The sequence below is a fragment of the Bacteroidota bacterium genome (assembly GCA_039821555.1).
Lineage (GTDB): Bacteria > Bacteroidota > Rhodothermia > Rhodothermales > Rubricoccaceae > JBCBEX01.
In genome coordinates this window covers 1-26,792 of record JBCBNX010000001.1, presented here as the reverse complement: position 1 = coordinate 26,792, position 26,792 = coordinate 1, and the positions used below count along the sequence as shown (strand labels likewise).

The window sequence follows — 26,792 nt, the reverse complement described above, 5'->3', positions numbered from 1 at the left end:
GTTCAAGACGCTGCCTGCTTACCACTTGCCACCTGACACCTGCTACTCGCACTCAACCGAACCCTCTCATGGCACATAAGAAAGGCGTAGGCTCGACAAAGAACGGGCGCGACTCCAACCCGAAGATGCTTGGCGTGAAGGCCTATGGCGGCACGTTCGTCCAGGCCGGCTCGATCATCGTCCGCCAGCGCGGCACGAAGTTCCACCCCGGCACCAACGTAGGCCGCGGCGGCGACGACACGCTGTTCGCCACGGCGACCGGCACCGTCCGCTTCGCTCGCACGCGCGGCAACCGCAAGTTTGTCCACGTCGATCCCGTCGAAGCATAGCTCCGAGATCCGACTGACTTGTTTGGCAGGCCCACGCCCTTTGCGGCGGGGCCTGCCTTTTTTGTGCGGCGGTGTTGTGGTACGTGCGATTCGGGCGAGGTGCTCGTTCCATAGCTTGCACTGCCACACCCGTTCACCGCTCCACCGCCGCACTCTCCGTATGCTCCGCGACCGCTTTGTCATCCCGCCCAGCCCGGATGGACCACCTACCATCGAACTCCGGGCGTTCACACATGGGCTGATGCCCGCGACCGTCCCGGCGATGATGCAGCGTTTTGCCGAGGACTGGCAGACGCGGGGGGTGGACGCCTGGAACGAGGTCCCCAACCACTGGGACCCTGCCGATCCGACACCCGTCGGATGGTGGACGCTACCGACCTACCTCGGCGACCGCTTTGTGGTGCCGCTGCTCGGCGCACCCGCCGGGACCTGCACGATGCAGCCCAACGCGCACTGGTCGGTGCAGTGCCTGCTCTCTGCTCCCGAGCCGTTCGCGGACGGGCACAACCAAGTCGTGATCTCGGCAACGGCGTTTCCGTCGGTGCAGCACTCGGCGCGGCAGTGGGCGGCGGTGCGCGGCTTCGACCTGCGCGTCGTCCCTCCCGGTGCTGACGGGTTCGTCGACCGGCAGGCCGTGCTCGACGCCATCGGGCCGAAGACGGCCTGGGTGTTTCTGAGCCACGTCGGCTTCACGACCGGCGAGCGCCTGCCCGGGGCGTTCCTCCAGGACGTCGCGGTGGCGGCGCATCGTCACGGCGGGCTCCTCGTCCTCGACGGCTACCACGCCAACGCGACCATGCCCATCGACGTGCTGGGGCTGGGCGCCGACGCCTACGTGGGCGGGCTGCTCAAGGAGGCGAGCGGCTCGTCCGGCAACGGGATTCTGTATGTGCGCGAGGGGCTCGACCTCACGCCCGCGCTCACAGGCTGGTTCGGCGACGCCGACCCATTCGGCTTCGCGGCCGCACCCCTACCCCACCCCGAGGTGCGACGGCGCTTCCTCGGCGGGACGACGGCCGTCGCCTCGCTCTACCACGCCGTCGAAGGGGTTCGTGTGCTGCTTGATGCTGGCCTCGACGCCGTGCGCGCAGACTCGCTTGCAAAAACGGAAGTCATCATTGAGCGTGCGGAGGCGGCAGGGTTGCGTCTCCGCTCCCCGCGCCAGGCTGAGCGGCGCAGCGCGATGGTCATCTTCGAGGTCGAAGCGGCGGACCGGCTCTGCGAATACCTCAAGACGTGCGGCGTCTACACCGACAGCCGACAGGGGCGGTTTCTGCGCATGGCTCCGTGGGTGTGGAACACGACCGCCGAGGTGGAACGCGCCCTTGACGAAATCGCCGCGGCGATCCGGTCCGGCTCACATCACGCGTTCGAGGCGCCGATACACGCAGGGCCGGTCACCTGATCGCACTTCGAAGTTCCTACCCCTGGGTTTACGATAGGGAATCGTAGGCGCAGGTGGTATGCGAGCACGTGACGCGGGACGCCGCGCGAAGATGCAGACCGCCATGCCTGTTCAAACGGTAAAGGCGGAACGTCGCGGTTACAGTTGCTCACCCCGATGGCCCACGAGGCGGGCTAGGGGCCGTGTGCCAGATTGTGAGACGGTCTAGTGTGTAGGAATGCCACGGACGGGTGTCGAAGTCTGGCACGGCTTTGTCGAAGGAAGGGCTCAGAACGCACACCCTCCCCCAGCCGACGCCCCCGTCGATGCACACCTGGACCCTTCGCTACGTCGCCCTCGCTGGCCTGCTCTTCGTCGTGACGCAGAGCCTAGCCGCCCTCCCGCTTGCTGAGGGCTTGTACGTCGGTTTGCTCGTCTGCCTCGTGGGCGGCGCTGCAGTCCACGGAGGCGAGGCCCTCAGCCAGGCCTGGCGTGCTCGCCGCGCCACGCTCTCCGGGAGGCCGGTGTCGCGCCCCCCTCTGCCCAGCCCGGACGCCTGAGCCGTCCCCTTTGGATCGTCCCCTCCATTGGCCTTCCGCCGGGCCGCGACCGTTGTCCACCACCTGAATGTCCCTCGACCTACAAGCTGCCGCTGAAGCCTTCGCTCACGAGCCGAGTCCACGCCACCGGCGCGGCGTCGCCGAGGCAGCGCTCCCCCTCGTCCGCTCGATGGTGAAGCGGGTCCCCCTCCCGGACCACCCGCTCGCCTCCTACGGCGACCTCGAGAACGCGGGCATGCTCGGCATGCTGCAAGCCCTCGACGCCTACGACCCCAGCCACGGCACCGCCTTCGCCTCGTTCGCCTACGGCCGCATCCGCGGCGCGCTCGTCGACTTCCTCCGCTCCATCGACACGCTCAGCCGAGGGCGCCGCCGCAAGGTCGCCGAGGTGCTGCGCGTCTCCGACGAACTGGAGCAGGAGACGGGCGGCGAGATGCACGACGGCATGGTCGCCGAGCGCATGGGCGTCACCGTCGAGGAAGTGCAGCAGCTCCGCTCCGATGCCCAGCAGCGCTTCTCGCTCGCCCTCCACGAGCACAGCGGCTCCGACGACCACGCCTCCCCCATCGACACGCTCGCGCACCCGGCCGCCGAGCGCGCCTTCGATGCGATCGAGCGGCGCTCCCTCTTCGACCACGTGTGCGCCCTGATCGAGCAGCTGCCGCAGCGCGAACGCGAGATGGTCGCCCTGTACTACTTCGAAAACCTCACGCTCCGGCAGATTGCTGAGCAGTACGACCTGACTGAGGCACGGATTTCGCAGATCCTTTCAAAGACGCTCCGAGGGCTCCGCGCTCGGCTCGAAACGACCCAGCCCGCCTGACGCCTACCCGACTCGGAACGTCCCGCCACCCATTTTGCGATCACGCCGCCCCCTGGCCTGATCGCCCCAAGTCCTCACGAGAGAGGAAGAGAGAGCGCAGCGAGGGCGAGGAGCATTGCTCCTCGCCTTCGTTGTTTTTGATCGCTCCTAGCTGGATTCAGAGGCCTAATCGCGGGTAGGAGGTCGGATCACGGCTTCCATCAGTCGTCGTCGATACGAGCCAATCCGTACGTGAGTAGCCCCGCACGCAGCGGTCACGCCCTCGAACATCCGAGACGGGATCGGACGATTTACGCCCAGCGACCTTGGACCCACACCCAATTCACAGCAGGCCACCGCGCGCGCGCGTAGGTTTGGGAGCTATGGATGTAACAGCGGATACCAACGGAATGCCTCGTTCCGTTACGGGTCCGCTTCCTATTTACCTGTTTCCCTGCGTCGATCGTAACGACGCCACACTCGCAGGGCACCCCGGCCCACCACCGGTGTCCCTGCCCAGACCCCCGACTGCTCATGGGCGTGATGAACAAGATGCGCGAGAGCACAAAGTACATCCTCTGGATTATCGTCTTCTCGTTCGGCGGCCTTTGGACGCTACAAGACTCTGGCTGCTTCGAGACGATCGGCCTCGGCCCGCGCCATCTCGCCGTCGTCAATGGCGAGCCGATCACCTTCGAGACGTACCAAGGCGCCGTCCAGCAGCAGGTCGAGGCCTACGAGCAGCAGGGCCAGGAGGTGTCGCCGCAGCTACGCGCCTTCATCGAGGAGCGGGTCTACGACGCCCTCGTGGACAACGTGCTCCGTGAGCAGGAGATGGAGCGACTCGGCGTTGCCGTCTCGGATGCTGAAGTCGCCGACCTCCTCTACGGCGACAACCCGGACGTGCTCATCCGCCAGTTCTTCCCCGATGGCCAGGGCGGCGTGGACCGCAACGCCGTGCGTACCATCGCCGAGGACCCGCAGTATCGCGGCGACTTCATCGGCATCCAGGAGGACGTGCGCCGCCGCCGCCAGCAGGCCAAGCTCGACGCCCTCATCGGCGCGACCGTCCGCGTGACGCAGGCCGATGTCAATGACGAGTACGTCCGCCGCAATCAGTCCGCCGCCGCGCGCTTCGTCGCGCTCCGCTACGCCGACATTCCCGACGCGGAGATCGAGGTCAACGACCGCGACGTGGAGGCCTACTACAACGAGATCCGCGACGACTTCCAGCGCGACAAGACGTTCGACGTCAACTACGTCACCTTCGCCCTCGCGCCCGCCGCTGAGGACTCGGCCCGCGCCCTCTCGCAGTTCCGCGAGATCGGCATCGACTTCGCCGACACCTCCAACGACTCGATCTTCGTGGCCAACCTGATCGGCAGCGAGATCGACAATACCTACGAGGTCGACACCCTCTCCGCGACGAGCGCACCCGCAGATGCGGCCACGGCGCTGTTCCGCGACCTAACGCCCGGCACCATCGCCGGCCCGGTCATCGACGGGGGCGAGGTCTTCCTCTACAAGGTCATCGGCACGGCGCCCGCTGACGGCCAGACGGTACGCGCCCGCCACATCCTCGTGCAGGAGGAAGCCGGAGCGCGCAACCTGCTCGTCGAGCTGGAGAACGGCACCACGTTCGAGGACCTCGCCGCGCAGCACTCGACCGACACCTCGAACAAAGACCGAGGCGGCGACCTCGGCTGGTTCGGTGAGGGCCGCATGGTGCCTGAGTTCCAGGCCGCCGCGTTCGCCGCGCCCGTCGGCGAGGTGGTCGGGCCGGTCCAGACGCAGTTCGGCTACCACCTCATCCGTGTGGACGCCCGCGCGACGCGGGACGCCGTCGTGATCCCCCTCCGCCGCGAAGTCGCCGTCGACTTCGACGGAGTCCAGGAGCGCGCCGAGGACGTCCAGTACTTCGCCGGGCAAGCCGACCGTACGCTCGCTGAGCAGGCGGAGCAGGAAGGCTACACCGTTCGCTCGGTCACGATCACCGAGGAGCAAAACGCCATCCCCGGCCTCGACGCCGACTCCGACGTGGCGCGCTACATCAAACGCGGGCGCCTGGGCGTGATCTCGCAGCCGTTCAACACAGCCGATGGCTTCGTGGTCGTGGAGGTGACCAACGTCACGGAGGAGGGCTTCCGTCCGTTCGACGAGGTCGCTGAGCAGGTGCGTCGTCGCTACCTCACGGCGCAGAAGCAGGAGATCGCCGCGCAGCGCCTCGCCGGTGCCAGTGGCAGCCTCGACGCCATCGCCGCGGCGGTCGGGAGCAGCGTGCAGACCGCGCCGAACGTGACGTACACCAACCCGACGATCCCGGGCCTCGGCCGCGACCCGCAGTTCGTGGGCGCCGCCTTCGGGCTCAACACGGGCACCACCTCGCAGGTGATCGAAGGCCAGACCGCCGCCTACATGCTGGAGGTGACTTCGAAGAACGTCGCCGAGCCGAGCAACATGAGCAATGAGGACCGCGACCAGATCCGCGAGCAGCTGCTCGGCCAGAAGCGCCAGCAGGTCCGCCAGCAGTGGATCGAGCGCCTCCGCGACGACGCCGAGATCACGGACAACCGCGGCGCGATCCTCTAAGGCGCTCAGCCGACGCCGTGCAGCGTTCGGTAAACCAACCAGGGCGGGGCTGCTTCTTCGGAGGCGGCCCCGCTTTCGTTTGGGTGCTTACAGCTGGGGCACGCCTCGTATCTGGCTTCTTCCTGCGCCAGTCCGGCTCGGCTCCCCCCGTCCTGCGTCGGCTCCGTTCTGTCGAACTCCGCTCCTCGGACTGTCCCCCTCACACGTGAGGGGGACAGCTTTGGCCGCCGTTCAGGCGTGTCGAAGCGGGGGGAGCAGACGTTAGCGTTGCGCTTGCACAGCTTGCCATCATCCGAGTTGGCAGACTTCCCAGCACCTACGACGCGTTCCACTTCGTCCCGAGCCAGTGCCCGGCCGCAAACACGACGACGTCGACGATCGAGTTCTCGATCACCTCGGGACCAGAAACGCGGAAGAACGTCTGCCCCGCTGGCACCCGCTCGAAGACCTGTTCGACGACTTCGTAGGCGACGGCCGCCGTGAACGCCCACTTGAAGGGGATGTCCATCAACCCCGCCGCCAGCCCGGTACCCAGATGGACCGCCGTCCAGGGATCGACGGCGCGTTGGTTCTGTTCGGCTTTCCGGGTGGCGATGAATGGCACGGTGTTGCCTGTTAGTCGATTTGAGGAAGACGAGTGGGAGGCGATACGGCATCAATGGGCGTCCAGCCAGTTGTCGGCGATGCCTATGTCCACGACGACCGGCACCACTCCGAGGGGCTGGGCCTGCGCCATCTCCTCGCGGATGAGCGCCGTCGCCCGTTCGATCTCGTTGGGGTGGTCCTCAGAGCCGTCGGGGACTTCGAAGACGAGTTCGTCGTGGACCTGGAGGATCATGCGCGTGGCTAGCTGCTCGGCCTTGAGGCGGCGGTGGATGGCGACCATTGCGAGCTTGATCATATCGGCCTGTGTACCCTGGATGGGCATGTTCACGGCCACGCGCTCCGCAAACGAGCGGTCGCGGTGGTCGCGGCTCGTGATCTGCGGGAGGTAGCGCCGCCGCCCCCGCAGCGTCTCAGCGTAGCCCTTCTCGCGCGCCACGGCCACGAGTTCAGTGAGGTACTCCACCACGCGCGGGTAGCTGCGGTTGTACTGCTCGATCAGCTCCTGCGCCTCGCCAACGGGGATGCGCATGCGCTGGGCGAGACCGAAGGCCGAGACGCCGTACGGGATACCATAGTTGACCTGCTTGACCTGGCTGCGCTGGATACGCGTCACGTCCGCGAGGTCCACGTCGAAGACGCGGGCGGCGGTGGCGGTGTGGATGTCGAGGCCCTGCTGGAACGCCTCGATGAGGCCGGGGTCGCCGGAGAGGTGCGCGAGGATGCGGAGCTCGATCTGCGCGTAGTCGGCGGCGAGCAGCTTGAAGCCCTGGTCGGCGACGAAGGCGCGGCGGATCTCGCGGCCCTGCTCCGTGCGGACGGGGATGTTCTGGAGGTTCGGGTTGCTCGACGACAGGCGCCCCGTGGCCGTGACGGTCTGGTTGAAGTCGGTGTGGATGCGGCCTGTGGCGGGGTTGATGAGTTCGGGGAGCTTGTCGACGTAGGTGTTCTTCAGCTTCGAGAGCTTGCGCCAGTCGAGCGCGAGGCGCGGCACGGGGTGGTCCGACTCCGTGGTGACCTCTTCGAGGATCGCCTCCGAGGTCTTGTACTGCCCCGACGCCGTCTGGCCCTTGTGGTCGAGGCCGAGGCCGAACGTGGGTTCTTCTTCTTTGAGTTGCTTCTTCGTCTTGCCCGCCGCCTTCGGGTCTTTGACCTCCTCGGCCCAGACGCGCGCCGCCTCGCGCTGCTCGTCGGTCGGCGGGTTGTTGAACAGCGCCTCGCCGAGTTGCTTTGGGCTGCCGACGTTGAAGGTGCGACCGACGGCCTCGTAGACCTCGGCCTCGACGCGCGCCATCTCGTCGCCGAGTTGGGTCGAGATCGGTTCGAGAATCTTCGGATCGACGCGGACGCCGTGGCGCTCTATTTCGACGAGCACGCGGATGAGCGGAAACTCGATCTCCTCGGCGATGGCGAGCAGGCCGTCCTCGTCGAGCTTGGCCTTGAGCACGTCCATCAGGCGGAACGTGATGTCGGCGTCCTCGCACGCGTAGGGGCCGACCTGGTCGATGGGCACGTCGCGCATCGACTTCGCGTTCTTGCCCGTCCCGATGAGGTCGGTGATGGGCTGCGGGCGGTAGCTCAGGTAGAAGCTGGACACGTCGTCCATCTTGTGGCTCGCCTCCGGCTCGATGAGGTAGTGCGCCACCATCGTGTCGAAGAGCGGCCCGCGAACCTCCAGGCCGTGCTCGGCAAGGACGACGAGGTCGAACTTGAGGTTGTGGCCGACCTTGAGCGCGTCGTTCGTGAGCGCGGGGCGGAGCGTGTCGAGGAGCGCAGCCGTCTGCGTGCCGTCGGGGAGCGGCGTCGGGACGTAGTGCGCCTCTCGCGCTTGCGCCGACAGCGAGACGCCGACAAGGTCGGTCTCCATCGCGTCAAGGCTGCTCGTCTCGGTGTCGAGGGCGAAGCGGTCGGCGTCGGCGACGTGGGCATGGGCGCGCGCGACGGCTTCTATAGAGAGCGCGGTCTTGTAGTCGACGCGGTCCTGGTCCATCTCCTTCACGGGCTCGTACGGCCCGAAGTCGAAGCTCAGCGCGGGGTCGTCTTCGGGCAACAAGTCGGGCTTGCGGACACGCTCCTTGCCGTCGTGGTAGTCTTTGATCCGCTTGCGGAGGCGGTTGCCGAACTCCAGCTCGTCGAAGAGTTCCTCCACGCGGTCGAGGTGCGGGTCGGTGCGGCGGAGGCGGTGCCAGTCCACGTCCTGCCCGTGCTCGTCGAAGTCGATGTCGGTGAGGATCGTGACGAGCTTTTTGCTGAGAATCGCGTCGTCGCGGTGGTTGAGGAGGCCCTCGCGGACGCGCTTGCCCTTCTGGTCCTCGGCGTGGTTGAGCAGGTTCTCGACGGTGCCGTACTCCTGGATCAGCTTCGGCGCGCCCTTCTTGCCGATGCCGCGCACGCCCGGCACGTTGTCCGACGCATCGCCCAAGAGCGCGAGGATGTCGATGAACTGGTGCGGCTCGACGCCATACGTCTCGCGGAAGGTGTCGGCGGTTTCGAGGTCGAACTCCTCGCCCTTGTAGGCGGGCCGTAGCATCGAAATCGCGCCATGCCCGCCGTTGTCGGACTTGTCGTCCTGAAGGAGTTGCCGGAAATCCTTGTCGGGCGAGACGATGATCACGTCGACGCCCTCCGTGGCCGCTTGCTTCGAGAGCGTCCCGATCACGTCGTCGGCCTCCACGCCCGGCACTTCGAGGACGGGGATGTCGAAGGCGCGGACGAGCTCTTTGATGTACGGGATGCCGTCTTTCAGCCCCTCCGGCATCGGCGGGCGGTGCGCCTTGTAGTCTTCGTAGAGTTGATCGCGGAAGTTGGGCGGCCCATCGAGCGCGTCGAACACGACGGCGATGTGCTCGGGCCTGTGGTCTTCGAGCAGCTTGAGAAGGCTGATCGCGAACCCGTAGACGGCGGAGGTATCCTGCCCCTTCGTGTTGATGAGCGGGCGGTTGATGAACGCAAAGTGCGCGCGGTAGGCGAGCGCCATCGCGTCAGCGAGGTAGAGCCGCTCGGAGGCATCCGGCGCGGCATCGGCTTGGGCCTGGGCGGTAGCCTGCTCTTGGTCAGCGTGGGCGTCGTTGAGGGCGTCGAAGAGGTCCATCTCCAGGAGTACGGCGGTGTTGCAGTGAGGCGGTGTTGCGGTGGTTGCTGAAAGCTACGCGAGCGGGGTGACGGGGTGCCGTCGCTAGGCGCTCAGCGTATTTCCGCTTCGATTCCGCTTCGCGGCGGCACGATCTTGGCCGATACTGCAGCGTTTGCCATTCTCCGCCACCCATCCTGTCTCCGCCATGTCTACGCATCATTCTCCGCGCATTGTCCTCGTCACGGGCGGCGCCGGCTTCATCGGTGCCAACTTCCTCCTGCGGATGGTGCCGCGCTATCCTGACGTGCAGTTCGTCAACCTCGACGCGCTCACCTATGCGGGCAACCCGATGACGCTTCAGCCCATCGAGAACGCCGACAACTACACGTTCGTCCACGGTGACATCGCCGACGGGGCACTCGTGCAGCGGCTCTTCGACAAGCACGACTTCACGACGGTCGCCCACTTCGCGGCGGAGAGCCACGTCGACCGCTCGATCCTAGACCCGCTCGCGTTCGTCCGCACGAATGTCGTCGGCACGGCCACGCTCCTAGATGCGGCACGGCGAGCGTGGACGACCGAGGGGGCGATCGATCCCGTGGCGTTCCGCTTCTACCATATCTCGACGGACGAGGTCTTTGGCACCCTCGGCGACACCGGGGCCTTCGACGAGACGACGCCTTACGACCCGCACTCGCCCTACTCGGCCTCGAAGGCCGGCTCGGATCACCTCGTGCGTGCCTATGCGGACACGTATGGGCTGCCGGTCGTGATCTCGAACTGCTCGAACAACTACGGGCCGTTCCAATTCCCGGAAAAGCTGATCCCGCTGATGATCACGAAGGCGCGCGACCTAGCGCCGCTGCCGGTCTACGGCGCGGGCGAGAACGTGCGCGACTGGCTGCACGTGGAGGACCACGCCGACGCCATCGATCTGATCCTGCGCGACGGGCGCAACGGTGAGACGTATTGCATCGGCGGCCGCGCCGAGCGCCGCAACCTCGACGTGGTGCACACGCTCTGCGACCTCGTCGACGAAGCCCTTGGCCGCGAAGTAGGCACGGCGCGCGCGCAGATCACCTTCGTCACGGACCGCCCCGGCCATGACTTCCGCTACGCCATCGACGCGTCGAAGCTCGAAACCGAACTCGGCTGGACGCGCGCGCACACGTTCGAGAGCGGCCTCCGCGCGACGGTCGCGTGGTACCTCGCCAACGAGTCGTGGCTGCAGGCCGTGATGGACCAGAGCTACCGCGACTACGTGCAGACGCAGTACGGCGAACGCGTGGACGCGTAGGCCGCCGGTTCGGCGCAGCACTAGATTGAGCACCTATTTGCTCTCTTCGTGTCGCCGTCCTGTCCATGCGCGCCCTTGTTCTCGCCGTCCTTGCTGGTGGAATAGCCTGGCACGCCGCGTCGCTCACACTGCCGGTCAGACAGGCTCCTGCTGCCTGGCCGCACCCTGAGCGGACGGTGAGTGACCCGGTGCTGGAGGTGCGTCCCGACTTCGCGCAGGTGTTTGCGGACGAAGGCGTCAAGGGCACGTTGGTCCTCGCCAAGCTCAGCGGCGAACCGCTCGCAGAAGCGGAGCACGCGGGCATCGAGGCGTTGCACGTGCACGATCCAGAGCGGGCTGCGGCACGCTACCTGCCTGCGTCTACCTTCAAGATCCCCAACGCGCTGTTCGCGCTCGAATCGGGTGTCGTCGCCGACACGACGGAGGTGTTCGTCTGGGACGGGTCGGAGCGCTTTCTCCCGGCGTGGAACCAGGACCTCACGCTCGGGCCCGCATTGCGAGCGTCGGCGGTGTGGGTCTTCCAGGACATCGCCCGGCGCCTGGGCAAAGAGCGAATGCAGGACTTCGTGAACCGCATCGGCTACGGCAACCGCGACATTGGCGGCGACATCGACCTGTTCTGGCTCAACGGGGCGCTACGCGTCTCGGCGCTCGAACAGATCACGCTGATCGAAGGGCTGGCGCGCGGGTCACTGCCGTTCGCCTCGCCGACACAAAAGGCGGTGCGCAGCTTGATGGCCATCGAGCGTGGCGCACTGGCGGACGGGACGCCTTACGTTGTACGCGCCAAGACGGGGTGGGCCAACGTTCCCGATCCCGATATCGGGTGGTGGGTCGGCTACGTCGAACACGCGACATCGGACGGTCCGGCTCGCTGGGCCTTCGCGCTCAACATCGACATGCCGGGGGGCGGAGACGACGCGCCCAAGCGCATGCGCATCGCCCGTCGCATCATGGCGAGCGAAGGGCTGCTGCCCGCCAGGTGACGGTGCCTCAGTTGAAGCGCGCGCGCGCATGGACGTGCGCCTCCGGCGGCGCGAGCATGCCCTCGACGCGGTAGCCGCAGCGTAGGTCGCGCTCCACGTCCACGAAGATGAGCAGGCTCTCCGTGTCCGGATCGTACGTCTCTAGCTGTTCAGCTTCCCAACCAGAGAACCACTCCTCGGGTGCACCGGGCACGTTGTGCACCTGCGTGGTGTACCAAATAGTCTCCGCTACAAATGGCTCACTGCGTCCGAAAAAGGACGACTTGGCACCGCCAATCAGTACGACGGCGCCTGCTCCGTGGCGCTTCCACCCATCGAAGGCGGCTGCGGCGAGGCTCGGCCAGTGATCGGCGATGAACTGCTGGTGCAACCCCTCCAACCGGCGCATAGAACGCTCCACCTGCGGTTTCATGGCAATGGTGAGGACGCCGTCCTGGCTGGCGAGCGTGGTGGTACGGGCCTCCGGCATGGGATGTGAAACCTAGTGGCTGGACGAGGACTCCAAAGGGACGCGTGTGCGATGCGGCCCTGGCGTGCATGGGCGTGAAGAAGGCATGGGATGTGCTATGCCTGTTTGCCCAACTGTGTTGCCACACATGGGTCGGAGGCCCGACTTTGTTGACATCTTCGCCGAGGCCTCTCACTCCCGCCACGACCACCCGGCGACCGCCCCACCACCACCATGTCTGCTCCCCACTCCTCGCGCCGTTCCCCGAGCGCGGCGACGGTCTGCCTCGTTGCCGTCCTCCTTCTCCCCCTTTGGATCTCGGGCTGCGATCCTGCTGCCTTTCTCCAGGAGACCGAAGACCCCGTCGCGCTGCTCGGCCCCGTCCAAGGCACGGCAAGCTGGTACGGCTACAAGTATGCCGGCCGCTCCACTGCCAACGGCGAAACCTTCGACCCGGAGGGCTTGACCGCAGCCCACCGGACACTTCCCTTTGGCACTCGGGTGCGCGTTACCCGTGCCGACAACGGAGCCACGGTAACGGTCCGCATCAACGACCGAGGCCCCGAGCCACGCGACCGGATCATCGATCTGGCGCTTGGTGCCGCCCGGGAAATTGACATGGTGGACGACGGGCTCGTGACCGTCCGGTTGGAGATCCTGAAATAGGCGCGCCTGACGCAGGTTAACAGTGTGCACCTATCCGGATGGTGGTCGTATCTTGCGCTCTTCCCCCGTACAACACTGCACGCCCATGCCCCGCTACGCTACGATCGAAGACGTGATCGCCTCCTACCCGGACCGCTTCGACACCGATAAGGCCGACGGTGTCGACGCCACGGTCTTCATGGACCTCTCTGGCGCCAACGCCAAGCAGGTCCTCCTCCGTGTCAACGGCCCGGAGTTGACAATCGAGGAGAACGCAGCGGTCCCCGAGGATCCGACCCTGACGCTCAAGGCCGACGCCGATGACTGGCTCGCCATCGAGAACGGGCAAACCAACCCGATGATGGCGCTGATGTCCGGCAAGCTGAAGCTCAAGGGCTCGGTCCCATTCGCGACGAAGTTCATGACGCTCTTCGGCGGCTAGCTCCTTGAGGCTACGTCTCCAACGCCGTGTCTTCGGCATGCTGCGTCGGGTCGAGCGGTCGGAATGGGATCCCAAGCATGCCCTTGGCTCGCGCGTTTCTGACACGCTTGCCAACCACAGGGCCACCACTCGGCGCAAACGTCGGCGGCTCCAAGCCTAGCGCGTCCGCGGCAGCCGGGTAAAACTCACGCCGTGTTGGGTGTTCGTCGGCGGCGAGGTTGTACGTGCCGACGGCTTCCGTATCAAGTATGCGCCGGATTGCTGTAATCACGTCGGCGCGGTGGACGAGGTTGACGGGGCGATCCCCACCGCCGAGATCGGCACGGCCCGCCAGGTAGCGCGCGGGCGTCCGCCCGGGTCCATAGAGCCCGCCGAGCCTGAACACAGTAACGCTGCCGAGCGCCATCGTGAGTGCCTGTTCTGCAGCGAGGCATGCATTGCCGGAGGCGCTGATTTGGTCCGGCACGGTGGCTACGTCCTCTTCGTGCAGACGTGGCGCGCCTGCGAGGTCGGGATAGACCGAGGTGGAGCTGGTGTAGACGACATGATTGATGCGCGCTGCGGCCTCGATGACCTGGTCGATCTGGGCGCCATAGCGCAGGAGCACGTTCGGGTCACGGCGTCCCGGCGGCAGCGTCACGACGAGCGCCTCAACGTCGAAAAACTGGTCGCTGCCGTCGCCCTCGATGCGCTCCGGGGTCACCTTGAGGTGGAACGGCTCCATTCCCCCAGCCCGCAATCGGGCCATCTTTGCCGGAGTTGTCGTGGCGGCATGCACCGTGTCGCCGCGCGCAACGAGGGTTTGCCCGAGCGCTTCGCCGAGCCAGCCTGCTCCGAGGATCGCGACCGTCATACCGCGTTCCGCTCATCGAGGACGGTCGCCGCGCGTAGAATCGCGATCTCGCTCTTGGCGTCGAGGATCTCACCGCGTCGCGCCATCGCCACCGCTTCGGCGAACGGCAGGCGGAAGGGCTCCACAAACTCGTCGTCCTCGGTGTGGGCCACTGCGTCGGAGAGCCCCTCGGCGAGGAAAAAGTAAATGACCTCGTCGCTGTAGCCAATGCAGGGGAACGTCTTCCCAAGGGGCATCAGGCGCTCCGCAGTGAGCCCCGCCTCTTCCGCCAGTTCGCGCAGCGCGACGTCGGCCGGGTCCTCGCCGTCTACGTCGAGCTTCCCTGCCGGGACTTCGATGAACGTGCGCCGAGGCGGGTAGCGGAACTGACGCAGCAGCACCGTCGTCCCGTCGGCGAAGAGCGGCACGACCGCTGACGCCCCAGGGTGCTTGACCCACTCCCGCACCGACTCGCCGCCGTCCGGCAGCACGACCGTGTCGCGGTAGGCCGTCAGCAGTACGCCCTCCACGAGGAGGTCTGAGGACTTTTTCGTCTCTTCGAGTTTCATGGGGGCTCTGTCCCTGGCTCTTGGTACGCGGCGGGGCTGTCGACGCCTGCTACGTCACCTACAGCGGATCTTATCCCCGCCGTTCGATCCCGCTCCACTCTTCACGCTTCCCATCTCAATGTCTACCTCGCCTGGCTTCTTTGCCCGTGCCTTTTCGTCGTTTGTGGGGGCGCTTACGGCCCTCCTCTTCGTCGGCGGCTTTTTGCTCTTGCTGCTGATCGGCTTCGTGGCCGGCTCTGACTCGACGCCAGCAGTCCCCTCAGAGGCCGTGCTCGTCGTGGACCTCGGCGGTCCGCTGCTGGAGGAAGCGCCACTCGACCCGTTTGCCGAGTTGGCGACCGAGGTGCCCCCGCTTCGAGAGGTGCTGCTCGGCCTCGATATGGCAGCCGCCGACGAGCGCATCGCGGCGGTCTGGCTCCGGCCCAATGGCGTGCAGGCCTCGTGGGCAGCGCTGGAGGAGGTGCGAGACGCCCTAGAGCGGGTGCGCGCCTCGGGGACGCCGATCTTCGCGCACCCCACGGCTGCGGGCTTCGACCAGCCCGGCTACTTCCTCGCCACGGCCGCCGACAGCATCCTGAGCCCACCCGTTGCGTCGTTCGACATGACCGGCTTTGGCGCCTCGGTGACATTCTTCGCCGACCTGTTCGACGAGCTCGGCATTGAGGCGCAGGCAATCCGTGCGGGAGACTATAAGAGCGCCGTGGAGCCGTTCACACGCACTTCGCTGTCGGAGGCCAACGCGTTCCAACTCCGCGCTCTGCTGGCTGACCGCGCCCGGCGCTTCAGCATAGCCGTCTCCGAGGGCCGAGGCCTGGCGCCGCAGGAGGTCGAGACGCTCATCGATGGCGGCCGCGTGCTGGCGGCTACCGACGCTGCCGAGGTGGGGCTGCTCGATGCGTTGTGGTACGAGGACGAACTGGTCGAGCACCTCGCCGCGCGCCTGGGCCTGGCCGACGACGACGACCTCCCAACGGTGTCGCTCAGCGACTACGTCCAGACGTCGCCGTCGCAGGCGGGGCTCGATTTCGAGGACGACGCGCGTATCGCCGTCGTCTATGCGTCCGGCACGATCCTCAACGGCGACAGCGGCTCGGACGTCGTCATGGGCCCGGTACTGGGGGCCGACACGTTCATCGAGGCCATCGACGACGCGCTCACGGACCCGAAGGTAGCCGCCCTCGTCGTCCGGATTGACTCGCCGGGCGGCGACGCGACCGCGGCCGATGCGATGTGGCGCGCCGTGGTCAACGCCAAGGCCGAGGTGCCCGTCGTGGCCTCAATGGCAGGCGTCGCGGCCTCAGGTGGCTACTACATCGCCGCGCCCGCCGACACCATCGTTGCCGACCCGCTCACCATCACCGGCTCCATCGGCGTCTTCTCGATCTTGTTCGACGCCTCGGACTTCCTCGAATCGCGGCTCTTCCTCGACACCGACACGGTGCTCACGGCGCCCTTCGCCGACCTCTACAGCTCGGCCAAACCCCTCGACGCGGCTGAACGGGCGCTCCTTGAACGCGAGGTAGACCGCATCTACGACACGTTCCGGGAGCGCGTCGCCGAGGGCCGGGGCTTGCCGCGTGACACGGTAGACCTGCTTGCCGGAGGCCGTGTCTACACGGGCGAGGACGCGCACGCCGTCGGCCTCGTGGACGAACTAGGCGGCCTCAACCTTGCCGTCGAGTTGGCAGCGGAATTGGCTGCATTGGAACCTGGACGGTATCGCCTACGGACGTTCCCGCAGCCGCCACCGCTGTTCGACCGCATCGTTGGGCAACTGCTCAGCAGCCCCGGCATCCGGCAGTGGGGCCAGCTGCAACGGTCGACTTCCCTCCCACCCGAGGCGCAGGCCTGGGTGCGTCAGTTGGCTCCGCTGGCCGAGGCTTCGCGGCTACACGCCACACCGCAGGCACGGCTGCCGTGGGTACTCGCCCCGTAGAGCACGGGCCCCGCTTCTAGGCGGCGGCCGTGACCAGTTCGAGCACGTCCTCGCCGTAGGTCGCCACCTTCTTCGCGCCGATGCCTTTGAGCGCGAGCAGGTCGTCGTCGGTGGCCGGGCGGCTCACAGCGATGGCGCGGAGGACCGCGTCGGAGAAGACGACGTAGGGCGGTACCGCGTCGGCCGTCGCCCGCTGCGTGCGCCATTCGCGCAGCGCCTCGAAGAGCGGCGCGTCGTCGGGGGTGAGCGCAGCCTCGTCGTACTCGACCGTTCGGCTTCCAGACCTGCGCGCCCCGTTGGTGGACGCGCTTCCTCGGCCCGTGGGCAGCGGCCCGTCGGTGTCGAGCGGGACCGCCTCGCGGTGCTTGAGCGCCTGCGTGCCGAGCGCGGTGAGGTCCACGGTCATGTACTCCCCGCCGACCTTGAGATAGCCCATCGCGAGAAGCTGTTTGTAGAAGCCATCGACGTCGTCCTGGCGGTAGAAGCCGAGGCGTCCGTAGTACGGGTTCGTGCCGTATTTCGCCTCCGTGTCGCCTGCTTTCGAGCCAGTGAGAATGCGCACGAGCGTCTTGCGGCCCACGCTCCAGCGGAGCCGGTCCACGAGGTCGAGCAGGCCGATGGCGATGCGGCTGTGCATCGGCAGCGCCTCGAAGGGCGGAATCTCGTCGGGGGCCTCGCGAAGGCGCGCCTGGACGGCGCAGGCGTCGCAGCACCGCTCCGGCTGGTGCTCGACGGCCTCACCGAAATACCCCACGAGCTTCTCCCGACGGCACGTCTCGCGCTCGGCGTAGGCGACCATGTGGCCGAGCCCGTCATGCTTGTTCTTGCGCCGCTTCTCGACGCCCTCCAGCACGACACGCCGGTCGGCGCCTTCCCAACCGCCGAGGCTGTAGTGGCGAAGCGGTCCGCGGTCGTCGTAGCGGGTGAGCGCGCCCATCCGTTCGAGCAGGCCCAGACCGACTCGCACCCCGACGGCCTTGAGATCGACGCGGTGGTCGTGGCCGAGCGCATCTACGTCGATCTCGGCTTCATTGCTATCGTCAACTGACTGCCTAGCGACGGCGCGGTAGAGTTTGTGCAGGCTCTTCTCGCCGGGCTGGGCCTGGTCGATGAACCACTCGCGGAGTTGGCGGTCGGTCGGCGCGTAGAGCAGCAGACACGTCGAGGAGTCACTGTCACGGCCCGCGCGGCCCGCCTCCTGGTAGTAGGCTTCGAGCGTCGAGGGGATCGCCCAGTGGACGACAAAGCGCACGTCGGCGCGGTCGACGCCCATGCCAAAGGCGTTGGTCGCCACGACGAGGTCGAGGCCGCCGGTGAGGAAGGCGTCCTGCACTTCGGAGCGCTCGCCGTCGGTGAGCCCTGCGTGGTAGGCCCGAACCTCGCGCTTGCACACGTCGCGCACGAAGCGCGTCACGGACTCGGCGTACTTGCGCGTGCCGACGTAGATCAGGCCCGGCTGGTCTTTGTGCTCCTCCAGAAAGTCGTTCAGGACGCGCCGCTTGTCGCCGTCGCCGGGCGTGGAGACGACGCGGAAGTAGAGGTTGGGCCGGTTGAAGCCGGTCACGACCTGCCTCGCGTGGCTGATGCCGAGCGTCGCGCAAATGTCCGACTGCACGACGGGCGTAGCCGTAGCCGTGAGCGCGACCGTCTGGGGGCGGCCCATGCGCTCGCGGGCGTCGCCGATGGCGAGGTAGTCGGGGCGGAAGTCGTGCCCCCACTGGCTGACGCAGTGCGCCTCGTCCACGGCGAGGAGCGCGACCGTTGTCTCGCGGAGCGCGTTCATGAAGCCGCGGTGCCGCAACCGCTCCGGCGCGACGTAGACCAGCTTCAGCGTCCCGTCGCGCATCTGTTGCATGACCTCTCGCTGCGCCGCTGCTGGCATCGACGAGTTGATCGCAGCCGCCGGGATGCCCTTCGCCTGGAGCGCGTCCACCTGGTCCTTCATCAGCGCGATGAGCGGCGAGACCACGAGCGTGACGCCATTCGGTAGCGCTTCGCCGTCGTGCAGCACCGCCGCCAATTGGTAGACGAGCGACTTCCCCGCGCCCGTCGGCATCACTACGAGCGTGTCCTCCCCACCGAGCACGTGCTCGAGCGCCTCGACCTGCCCCGCCCGCAGCGCGTCGAAGCCGAACCACTGCTGCAGCGCCGCCTTTGTGGCAGGCGAATCGGGCGTAAGCGTGGTGTCAGCGAGCGAGACAACGGGCATGGCGGAGCAGAGGGCGAGCGGTGGTTCGGCCGGAAGCTAACCTGACTGCGCTGACAGCGTTTCGACAGAGGCCACTCCGCACGACCAGATTCGAGTCGGTCGGCGTGTCCGCTCACACGTTGCACCAGGCTCGCAGTTTCTAGCCTAGCTCCTCGCGAAGCAAGTCGATGCGCTCGTGGATGTCGAACGGTACGGGTGCGCCGGACGCGAGCGCGGCCTCGTAGAGCCACAGCGCCCGAAGCCTGCCTGCTCGCTGCGCATCCTCTTGTAGCACCTCGGCCACAGCGACCGCCATTTCGACGGACATCGCCCCTTCTGGCGTATACCGCGCCACGAGTCCGTCCCGGCTGAGCGTGCGCAGCGCGTCAAGGCCGAGGCCAAGGGCTGCAGCTAAGCCGTTTGATAGCGCCTCCTGTGCCTCGGCCTCGTCGGCGGCTCGCTTGTGAAACAGCACGCGCGCGAGGACTTCAGCAAGCTGCTGAACCTGACGGACGATAAAGTCCTGCTGAAACATAGAAGGAAGGGAAAGCGGTCGTAGGAAATCGCGCTCCCACTCAAGCGCCGTACCGTTGCACGGCTCCTGCCATTTCGGCGCGGATGCGTCAACGCCAGCGCCTATCAGCCTCATTACTGCCGCTCCTGCGCTACCGCACCTGTACTACCGCACCTGTACTACCGCAGCCGCAGCTGGGCGACGGCCTCGACGTGGTGCGTGTGCGGGAAGAGGTCGACGGGCTGCACCTGCTCGACGTGGTAGATGTCCTTCAGGAGCGCGAGGTCGCGGGCCTGGCTCTGCGGGTTGCACGAGACATAGACGAAGCGCTCCGGCCTCAGCTTGCCGATCTGCTCAACCACGCGCGGATGCAGCCCCGCTCGCGGCGGGTCCACGATCAGCACGTCCGGCCGCCCGTGGGCCTCGATAAAGGCGCGGGCGAAGAGGTCGCGCATGTCGCCCTGGGCGAAGGTCACGTTCTCGACACCGTTGGCCTCGGCATTGGCCTTCGCGTTCGCCACGGCCTCTTCGATCAGTTCGACGCCCACGACCTGCTTGACGCGCTCGGCGAGGTAGATCGAGATCGTGCCTGCGCCAGAATAGAGGTCGTAGACAAGGTCATCGGGCGTGAGGTCGGCGAAGTCGGCGGCGACGGCGTAGAGGCGTTCGGCTTGCTTGGTGTTCGTCTGGAAGAAGGCGTTCGGCGCGATCTCGAATCGGTAGCCGCCGATGGTGTCGTGCACGACGCCCGGACCGAAGATGGTATGGTAGACCTCGCCAAACGCGACTTGGGCCTTGCCGGTGTTGACGGCGTTGACGAACGTGGTCGCCTCGTGGAAGTCGGCGCGCAGCATCGCGGCGAAGGCCTCCATCCGCTCGGCATCGTGGCCGTTCGTTGTGAGCACGACCATGTTCTCGTCGGTGTTGGCAGGCGTGCGGACGACGAGGTGGCGCAGGAAGCCCTTGTGGTCGCGGATGGCCCACGGCTTCCACCCGTGCTCCTGCGCGAAGGCGCGCGTGGCATTGACGAGCCGCGCGCTCCACTCCGACTGTAGGTAGCAAGCCTTCAGATCCAGCACCGCGTCGAAGCGCCCAGGAGCGTGGAGGCCGAGTGCGAAGCTGGTGTCGAACTCGTCACCCGTGGCGATCTCCCAATCCGTGAGCCAGCGCCGCGCCGAGAAGCTGAACTCCATCTTGTTGCGGTAAAAAAATGGCGCGGCCCCGTCGTCCGTCTCCATCCCGATGGTCGGCAGCACGTTGATGTCAGCCTCGAAGCCGCCCGCGTGCGCGAACGCCTCGGCGATGCTCTGGCGCTTGGCGTCGAGTTGGGCGTCGTATTGCACATGCTGCCACTTGCAGCCGCCGCACGTCCCGAAGTACTCGCAGCGCGGATCCGTGCGGAGGTCGCTCGGGGTGAGCACCTCCTCGATCACGCCCTCGGCGTAGCTCCGCTTGCGCTTGCGGATGCCGACACGCACGCGGTCGCCCGGGACGCCACCCGGGACGAAGACGACGTAGCCGTCGACGCGCGCGAGCGACTTACCCCGGTCGGCAAACTTCTCCAGGGTGAGTTCGACGGAGGCGCCGCGTTTGATCTTCGGCGGGCGGGTGTCTGCGGACATGAACGGTAGGGAAACTGTAGAGCGAGATTAGCAACGTCAAACTGGCCCGATGCTGCACTGTTCGTCCTCCACGCAAAACCCACCGCATCACAGCTTCCCAGCTCGACAACAGCACTGCTTGCTCGACAACAGCACTACTTGACAGCCACGCACCTTGAGAGCCACGCGGCTTGAGAACGGCGCGGCTTGAGAACGGCGCGGCCTCGCCCTCACCGAAAGAACGGCATCGGGTCGCACGTGCCCTCCGGGACGCGGAGGCCATAGACGAGCCGGTGGACGGACGCGGGCGAGTCGGCGGCAGCGAGTGCGTCGCGGAGCAAGGCCTCGCGCGCCGCGATGTACTGCCCCACCGCGATGGCGACCTGCGTACCCAGACGCGGGTGACGTTTGATGAGAGTCTTAAAGTCGGGGCGGAAGAACCCCAGGAGTCGCGTGTCGGCGACGGCCTCCGCTCGTGTGGCGCGCCGGTGCTCGCCCAGCAGCGCGCGCTCGCCGAAGGTGCCGCCTGGACCTACGCGGTGAACGACATCAGCGTCGGGGTCGTCGCCCGCTTCCGAATCGCTCGTGCGCAGGACCACGGCGCCGTGCGCGACGAGGTAGAGCCCGAGGCCAGGATCGCGCTCGTAGTAGATCGCCTCACCGCGGTCGTAGTCGCGCTTGTGAACGTGGCGGGCGAGGTCGTAGAGATCAGCCCGTCGGAGGCACGAAAAGAGAGCACTCGCGCCCAGAAGGTCCACCGCAGCATCCAGGCGTGGATCAATTTGCTGGCGAAAGACCCGACGGAGCGGCGTGGCCAAAACGGGAGGGAGTCGTTCGAGAAGCGTGGGCACGCGGTGATCGAGTGTGTGGAGACGAAGACCGTACGGAAGGTAGGCACCCGCTGAGGTAGGCGCGTGAGAGGATCTGGGTGTTTAAAGGCTCGAAGCCTCGGCGGCACCGATCACTTGGCAGCTCAACTCCAGAAGCCTACTACCATCACATCGTAGAGCGCGTGCGTCCAGGCGGCGATGCCGAAGCCACGCACGAGGAAAAGAGCGTTAAGCGCGAGCCCGAAGAGAAAACGGAAGGTGAACGACGGCAATTCGAGCGGGTCGGCGTAGGGCCCGGTGTAGTGCACGGCGCTGAAGAGCAGCGCCCCGATGAGGGCCGCGCCGACGTAGGCGGCTACACGCTCCATCCCGAAGGCACGCCGCGCGAGCAGGTAGAGCCCCCCGACCAGGAGCACGCGGAACACCAACTCTTCGTAGAGCCCAGCCCCGAGCGAGAGCACGAGCATCGTCCCCTTGCCCGGCACGGCAGCCTGCACGGCTCCCAGCACGGGAACGCTCGCTAGCGCTCCGTTGAAGAGCACGCCGACAGTCCCGCTGATGAGGTAGGCGAGCAGGACGCCCCAGACGGTGCTTTCGAGGAGCATCCCTGCGAAGTAGCGCGGGCGCAGCGGCAGCCGCTTCTTGCGCTCCCAGAGGAACACGGCAATCCCGATGGCGAGCACGACGCCCCCGAGCGCGAGGTGCCCGGTCGCGCCAAGGCTCGCGAGAAACTGCTTGATCCACACGTCGGCCCCCACGCGGATGGCGAAGGACCGGTCAGCGTTGATGAGCAGCGCCCCGAGTTCGTAGAGCAGCAGGAGCGGCAGCGCGACGAGGAAGCTGTAGGTCGCCGTACGCGTCAGGGCCGCATAGGTGTGGGCCACCGCCGTGGGCGGAACGGGCTCGCCTGGGATCGTTGGCGACGTGAGCTTCGAGGGGGCGGAGGGGTTCGAGGGCGACATGGTGCGTGGGGGCTGCAGGGACCGGCCAGCGCCTACGATGCGGAGGGGCGCGAGGATGCGCAGGCGCTCTCGTCGCTCGCGTCACCGCTCTCTCGCCAGGCACATCTTTTGAACCTGGGCATGGACTCCTCCCTAGGGTGCGGTACCCCCTTCCTCGCCACCACTGCTGGGTAGTTCCTACCTACTCGACCTCGCCTTCCCGGTCCCTATGCAGAACGACTCCGAAGCTCGCACCATCCGCCTCTACGAGCTTCTCCTGCTCGCTCTGGCTGCGTTGTGCCTCGGCATTGGCATCTTTAGCCAGAGTGTAACCCCCGCCGTCCCAGATCCCCTAGGCGTGCGCATCGGCCTCGCCGTGGCCTCGCTGCTGGCCGCGGGCACGCTCTACGTCGCGCCGTTCCTCTGGCGGTTTGCGGGGCCGATCACCTACTCGGTGCTCACGCTTCACTCGGTCCTGCACCTCTTCTTCGCCTACACCTCCCAACTGGCCTACGCCCAGGCGGTCGGGCTCGTGCTCGTGGCGGTGTTGACCGCCATCTCGCTCCACGACCTGCGGTGGATGCTGGGCTACAGCGTTGTCGTCGGGGGCGTGGCTACAGCCATGGGCTTTTTCCTACCCAACACATCGCTCAGCCCGGTCCTGCTGACCTCGGCCATGGTCACGGTTCCCATCATCGGCGGCATCGCGGTGCAGTCGCGGCGCATCCTCGAAGAGGAACTCCTGTCTACGATTGCCGAGGCGGAAGTGGCCGTCAAGGCCAAGTCCGAGTTCCTGGCCACGATGAGCCACGAGATCCGGACGCCGATGAACGGCGTGCTCGGCATGACCACGCTGTTGAGCGACACCGAGCTCACCGACACGCAGCGCGACTACGTCGAGACGATCCGCATCTCGGGCGACACGCTGCTCACGATCATCAACGACATCCTCGACTTCTCGAAGATCGAGGCCGACCGCATCGATCTGGAAGAGGCGCCCTTCGACCTCCGTGCGATGATCGAGGAGGCGCTCGATCTGCTTGCCTCCAAGGCCTACGAAAAGCCCCTCGACCTCGTCTATCATATCGAGGAGGACGTTCCTCAGGCGCTCATCGGCGACGTGACGCGGCTGCGCCAGGTGATCGTCAACCTGATCGGCAACGCGATCAAGTTCACCGAGCACGGGGCGATCCTGCTCACGGTCTCAAAGCGACGCACCGTGGGCGGTGACCACGAACTGATGTTTGCCGTGCGCGACACCGGAATCGGCATCCCCGCCGATCGCGTCGACCGCCTCTTCTCGTCGTTCAGCCAGGTCGACTCGTCACACACCCGGAAATATGGCGGTACGGGCCTCGGGCTGGCGATCTCGAAACGACTCGCCGAGTTGATGGGCGGCACGATGTGGGTGGAGAGCGAAGTGGGGCAAGGCTCCACCTTCTCGTTCACGATCCTCGTGCGCGCCTCAGCGTCGGTGACGAGGTCCGCCCTCAAAGGGAAACAGGCGCCCGTAGCCGAGAAGCGAATCCTGGTGATGGAAGACGGCACCACCAGCCGCACGGCCCTCGTGAAACAGCTTCGCGCCTGGGGCCTGGTGGTGACGGCGCCGCCCCGGGGCCTGGACACCCTCCGCTTGCTCCGCGAAGGCGGTCGCTTCGATGCTGCCCTAATCGACATGCAGCTCGGCGACATGGACAGCCTCACGCTCGCACGAGGGCTCCAGGACGCGTACACCTCGACGGGCGGAGAGGGCGACACGGCGCTCCCGCTGATTGGTCTCACCACGCCGGGCGCGCTGGTGCAGACGGACGGCCTGTTCGCAGCGGTGCTCTCCAAGCCGCTCAAGCAGAGCACGCTCTACGAGGCCTTGCTGCGCATCTTCGGCGCCGAGCCGGCTGGCTTGGCCGACCTTCCTACGGTCAACGAGGAGGGGATCTGGATCCAGCGCAACCAGGAGACGCCGACGCCCGAGGCGGTGCAGCTCGCCCTGCGTGGGGCGGCGGACGAGACGCCACTGCTTCCGCCCTTGCGCATCCTACTCGCCGAAGACAACGCCGTCAACCAAAAGGTGGCGCTGCGCATTCTGGAGCGCCTCGGCTACGATGCGGACCTCGCCGAGAACGGCCAGGAGGTGCTCGATGCCCTCGATCGTCTCGCTTACGACTTGGTGCTGATGGACGTGCAGATGCCGGTGCTCGACGGGATTCGAGCGACGCAGCAGGTGCGCGCTACCCTCCCCCCAGAACGCCAGCCACGCATCGTCGCGATGACGGCCAACGCCATGGAAGGCGACCGGGAGCTCTGCCTCAGCGCCGGCATGGACGACTACATCGCCAAGCCCATTCGCCGCGAGGCCCTCGTTGAGGCGCTCATGCGCTGTGAGCCCATCTCCGCACTCAAGCTCGACGCTGCTCCCCTGGGCACATCCGCCGCCATCCCGATCCAACGCTCGACGGAGTTGGAGCTGCCCGCCTTCGCCCGCAACGCCCCTCCGCCCAGCGACGAGGTCAACCGCACGGTCACAGACGGCCTGTCCCTTTCTGCTGCACCGGCGCCTGACCTCCCTGAGGTGGGGCGGAAACCCTCGGCACTGCCACAGAGCTTCTCGCTCTCGGATCCCGGTCCGATGGCTACCGAGATGCCCGAGGGCTTTTCAGCACCCCCGTCCGATCTGCTACAGGATCCTTCGACAAAGCGTAATCCGTTCAGGCGCCCCACAGCGGCACCTGTCATCGCTGCACCGCCTCCCGCGGAGCCCGACGATTCGACGGACGTGTCGTCGCCCGCCTCTGTAGACGGGTCGGGTCCGCAGCATTCAGACACCGCACCGCCCGAGCAAGCCGACGGAGTCTCGGTGCCCGGGCCGCCTGCTCCTGATTCACGCTACCGCGCTGAGATTGTACCGGGCGATCTGGCGATGGACGAGGCGGCATCGGGCCAGCCAGACGTAGATACGGCTGCGCTGTTTCCGCTCCCTCCGACGCCGAGCCTCACCGATGCTGACATACCCGGCTCAGCGTTCGATTCGCCAGCACCGCCTCCCGCACCGTCTGCTCCGTCATCGCCCTTCGAGTTGCAGCAGCCACCGGTTCCGCTCACTCCGCCGCCGCCGACTTTAGATCCGTTTGCGTTCCCATCGTTTGAGATCCCTTCCTTCTCGCAACCGTCGGCTCCCGACCCCACGTCTCGTGCACCCCGGGCATTCGACGCTCCTCCCCCTGTAGCAGACGAAGCAGCTCGCAAAGACCTAGACCGCGAAGACGTTGACGAGCCCATTCCTCCTCCCTCGTCGGAAGTGAACGCGTTGCTCGACGACCCGGGCTTCACGTTCCCCTCGTTCGACACCGTCGAGCCCCAGCCCCTCCCCGAGCCAACGCTCGACTTCTCTGCGTTCGAAACAGCACCGAGCTTCCCCGAGCCGGAGGCCCCTCCGCCTCGTCCGGCCTCAGACGCGCATGTGCTGCCCAGCCCGCAGCGCGTTCTTCAGCACCTCCGCGAGATCTCAGGGGTCGACGACCCCGACTTTGCACGCGAAGTGCTGGAAGGCTACCTGCGCTCCGATCTGAGCCTGATCGGCTCCGTCGTGGAAGGTGTGCGGACGCGCTCGTACAGCGAGGTCCGTGCCGCCACGCACAAGCTGAAATCGTCCACGGCTACGCTCGGTGCGCCAGCGCTCGCCGGCCGCTGCGCCGACCTTGAGCGGGAAAGCCGGCAGGAGCGCTTTGAGGCTGACGCGGCAACCCGCGTGGCGGCCCTCCAGGACCACGCCTTCGCGTTCCGGGGCATCATCCAGGACGCCCTCCGTCTCCTCGGCTAGCCAATAGGCGGCCCCTTCGCTCCGCTGCAAACGCGGCCCTGCTCTTCACTAGGCTCTGTCTGGATATTCGCGCAGGTAGCGCTCCACGATCGCCAACTGCACCATCGCCCGATAGCTCCCCGCCAACTTCTCGTGCCGCGTCCCGATCCTCCGGTGCTCCTTCAGGTGACCCAGCGTCCGCTCAACCACGTTACGCTCCCGGTAGAGCGCACGGTCATAGCGACGCGGGCACTTCCGGTTGCGCTTCGACGGGATCACCGCCGCGATGCCCTTCCGGCGCAGCCACGCCCGGATACGGTCCACGTCGTACCCTCGGTCGGCCAAGACGCACCCGGGCCGACGTCGGGTCTGCCCAGAGCGCTGGCGAACCCCCACCGCGTTGAGCGCTCGCTCGAACTGCGTCGAG

22 protein-coding genes are annotated in these 26,792 nt (G+C 66.8%); 11 read left to right on the top strand and 11 right to left on the bottom strand.

The window, feature by feature from the left end; all coding sequences use genetic code 11:
* The first annotated feature begins 68 nt into the window (after positions 1-68).
* From rpmA to AAFU51_00090, 5 genes are all read left to right on the top strand, one after another.
* On the top strand, positions 69-329 hold the full coding sequence (gene rpmA, locus AAFU51_00110; protein MEO1569650.1) for a 50S ribosomal protein L27: 261 nt from the start codon (positions 69-71) through the stop codon (positions 327-329).
* Between the two features lie 160 nt (positions 330-489).
* Positions 490-1,734, top strand: coding sequence for an aminotransferase class V-fold PLP-dependent enzyme (locus tag AAFU51_00105; protein ID MEO1569649.1), 1,245 nt, complete (start codon positions 490-492; stop codon positions 1,732-1,734).
* Between the two features lie 305 nt (positions 1,735-2,039).
* Positions 2,040-2,273, top strand: coding sequence for a hypothetical protein (locus AAFU51_00100; GenBank protein ID MEO1569648.1), 234 nt, complete (start codon positions 2,040-2,042; stop codon positions 2,271-2,273).
* A gap of 67 nt (positions 2,274-2,340) precedes the next feature.
* Positions 2,341-3,096, top strand: a complete 756-nt coding sequence (locus AAFU51_00095; protein ID MEO1569647.1) for a sigma-70 family RNA polymerase sigma factor — start codon at positions 2,341-2,343, stop codon at positions 3,094-3,096.
* A gap of 522 nt (positions 3,097-3,618) precedes the next feature.
* On the top strand, positions 3,619-5,664 hold the full coding sequence (locus AAFU51_00090; protein MEO1569646.1) for a peptidyl-prolyl cis-trans isomerase: 2,046 nt from the start codon (positions 3,619-3,621) through the stop codon (positions 5,662-5,664).
* 316 nt (positions 5,665-5,980) lie between these two features.
* Here the strand turns inward: AAFU51_00090 and AAFU51_00085 are convergent, their stop codons facing one another.
* Together AAFU51_00085 and AAFU51_00080 are read right to left on the bottom strand one after the other, a co-directional pair.
* A complete protein-coding gene (locus AAFU51_00085) occupies positions 5,981-6,268 on the bottom strand; it encodes a hypothetical protein (protein MEO1569645.1) in 288 nt (95 codons plus the stop codon).
* Positions 6,269-6,319: 51 nt separating this feature from the next.
* A complete protein-coding gene (locus tag AAFU51_00080; GenBank protein MEO1569644.1) occupies positions 6,320-9,358 on the bottom strand; it encodes a DNA polymerase I in 3,039 nt (1,012 codons plus the stop codon).
* Between the two features lie 187 nt (positions 9,359-9,545).
* Here AAFU51_00080 and rfbB point away from each other — a divergent pair, with 187 nt between their 5' ends.
* Complete coding sequence (rfbB, locus tag AAFU51_00075; protein ID MEO1569643.1) at positions 9,546-10,637, top strand: dTDP-glucose 4,6-dehydratase; 1,092 nt, start codon at positions 9,546-9,548, stop codon at positions 10,635-10,637.
* A 65-nt stretch (positions 10,638-10,702) separates the two neighbouring features.
* The gene (locus AAFU51_00070; GenBank protein MEO1569642.1) at positions 10,703-11,623 is read left to right on the top strand and encodes a penicillin-binding transpeptidase domain-containing protein; all 921 of its coding nucleotides are present in this window, start codon (positions 10,703-10,705) and stop codon (positions 11,621-11,623) included.
* Positions 11,624-11,630: 7 nt separating this feature from the next.
* Here AAFU51_00070 and AAFU51_00065 read toward each other — a convergent pair whose 3' ends face one another.
* The gene (locus AAFU51_00065; GenBank protein MEO1569641.1) at positions 11,631-12,092 is read right to left on the bottom strand and encodes a hypothetical protein; all 462 of its coding nucleotides are present in this window, start codon (positions 12,090-12,092) and stop codon (positions 11,631-11,633) included.
* A gap of 213 nt (positions 12,093-12,305) precedes the next feature.
* Between AAFU51_00065 and AAFU51_00060 the strand changes: the two genes are divergently transcribed.
* Together AAFU51_00060 and AAFU51_00055 are read left to right on the top strand one after the other, a co-directional pair.
* The gene (locus AAFU51_00060; protein ID MEO1569640.1) at positions 12,306-12,737 is read left to right on the top strand and encodes a septal ring lytic transglycosylase RlpA family protein; all 432 of its coding nucleotides are present in this window, start codon (positions 12,306-12,308) and stop codon (positions 12,735-12,737) included.
* An 85-nt stretch (positions 12,738-12,822) separates the two neighbouring features.
* The gene (locus AAFU51_00055) at positions 12,823-13,158 is read left to right on the top strand and encodes an SCP2 sterol-binding domain-containing protein (GenBank protein ID MEO1569639.1); all 336 of its coding nucleotides are present in this window, start codon (positions 12,823-12,825) and stop codon (positions 13,156-13,158) included.
* A gap of 10 nt (positions 13,159-13,168) precedes the next feature.
* Here the strand turns inward: AAFU51_00055 and AAFU51_00050 are convergent, their stop codons facing one another.
* The gene (locus tag AAFU51_00050; protein ID MEO1569638.1) at positions 13,169-14,011 is read right to left on the bottom strand and encodes an SDR family oxidoreductase; all 843 of its coding nucleotides are present in this window, start codon (positions 14,009-14,011) and stop codon (positions 13,169-13,171) included.
* Positions 14,008-14,559 (bottom strand): NUDIX hydrolase, encoded by a 552-nt coding sequence (locus AAFU51_00045; GenBank protein MEO1569637.1) that lies wholly within the window; start codon positions 14,557-14,559, stop codon positions 14,008-14,010. The genes AAFU51_00050 and AAFU51_00045 overlap by 4 nt, the downstream gene beginning before the upstream one ends.
* Before the next feature lie 118 nt (positions 14,560-14,677).
* Here AAFU51_00045 and sppA point away from each other — a divergent pair, with 118 nt between their 5' ends.
* Positions 14,678-16,495 (top strand): signal peptide peptidase SppA, encoded by a 1,818-nt coding sequence (gene sppA, locus AAFU51_00040; GenBank protein MEO1569636.1) that lies wholly within the window; start codon positions 14,678-14,680, stop codon positions 16,493-16,495.
* Between the two features lie 16 nt (positions 16,496-16,511).
* Here the strand turns inward: sppA and AAFU51_00035 are convergent, their stop codons facing one another.
* From AAFU51_00035 to AAFU51_00015, 5 genes are all read right to left on the bottom strand, one after another.
* Entirely contained in the window at positions 16,512-18,704 is a 2,193-nt protein-coding gene (locus AAFU51_00035; protein ID MEO1569635.1) for an ATP-dependent DNA helicase RecQ, read from the bottom strand.
* A gap of 139 nt (positions 18,705-18,843) precedes the next feature.
* Entirely contained in the window at positions 18,844-19,218 is a 375-nt protein-coding gene (locus AAFU51_00030) for a hypothetical protein (protein ID MEO1569634.1), read from the bottom strand.
* 158 nt (positions 19,219-19,376) lie between these two features.
* The gene (gene rlmD, locus AAFU51_00025) at positions 19,377-20,819 is read right to left on the bottom strand and encodes a 23S rRNA (uracil(1939)-C(5))-methyltransferase RlmD (protein MEO1569633.1); all 1,443 of its coding nucleotides are present in this window, start codon (positions 20,817-20,819) and stop codon (positions 19,377-19,379) included.
* 209 nt (positions 20,820-21,028) lie between these two features.
* Positions 21,029-21,649, bottom strand: a complete 621-nt coding sequence (locus AAFU51_00020) for a cyclic nucleotide-binding domain-containing protein (protein ID MEO1569632.1) — start codon at positions 21,647-21,649, stop codon at positions 21,029-21,031.
* Positions 21,650-21,771: 122 nt separating this feature from the next.
* Positions 21,772-22,590, bottom strand: coding sequence for a CPBP family intramembrane glutamic endopeptidase (locus AAFU51_00015; GenBank protein ID MEO1569631.1), 819 nt, complete (start codon positions 22,588-22,590; stop codon positions 21,772-21,774).
* A 208-nt stretch (positions 22,591-22,798) separates the two neighbouring features.
* Here AAFU51_00015 and AAFU51_00010 point away from each other — a divergent pair, with 208 nt between their 5' ends.
* Complete coding sequence (locus tag AAFU51_00010) at positions 22,799-26,386, top strand: response regulator (protein MEO1569630.1); 3,588 nt, start codon at positions 22,799-22,801, stop codon at positions 26,384-26,386.
* Positions 26,387-26,434: 48 nt separating this feature from the next.
* Here the strand turns inward: AAFU51_00010 and AAFU51_00005 are convergent.
* Positions 26,435-26,792, bottom strand: a 358-nt coding sequence (locus AAFU51_00005; protein ID MEO1569629.1) for a transposase, incomplete at its 5' end; no start/stop codon positions are given.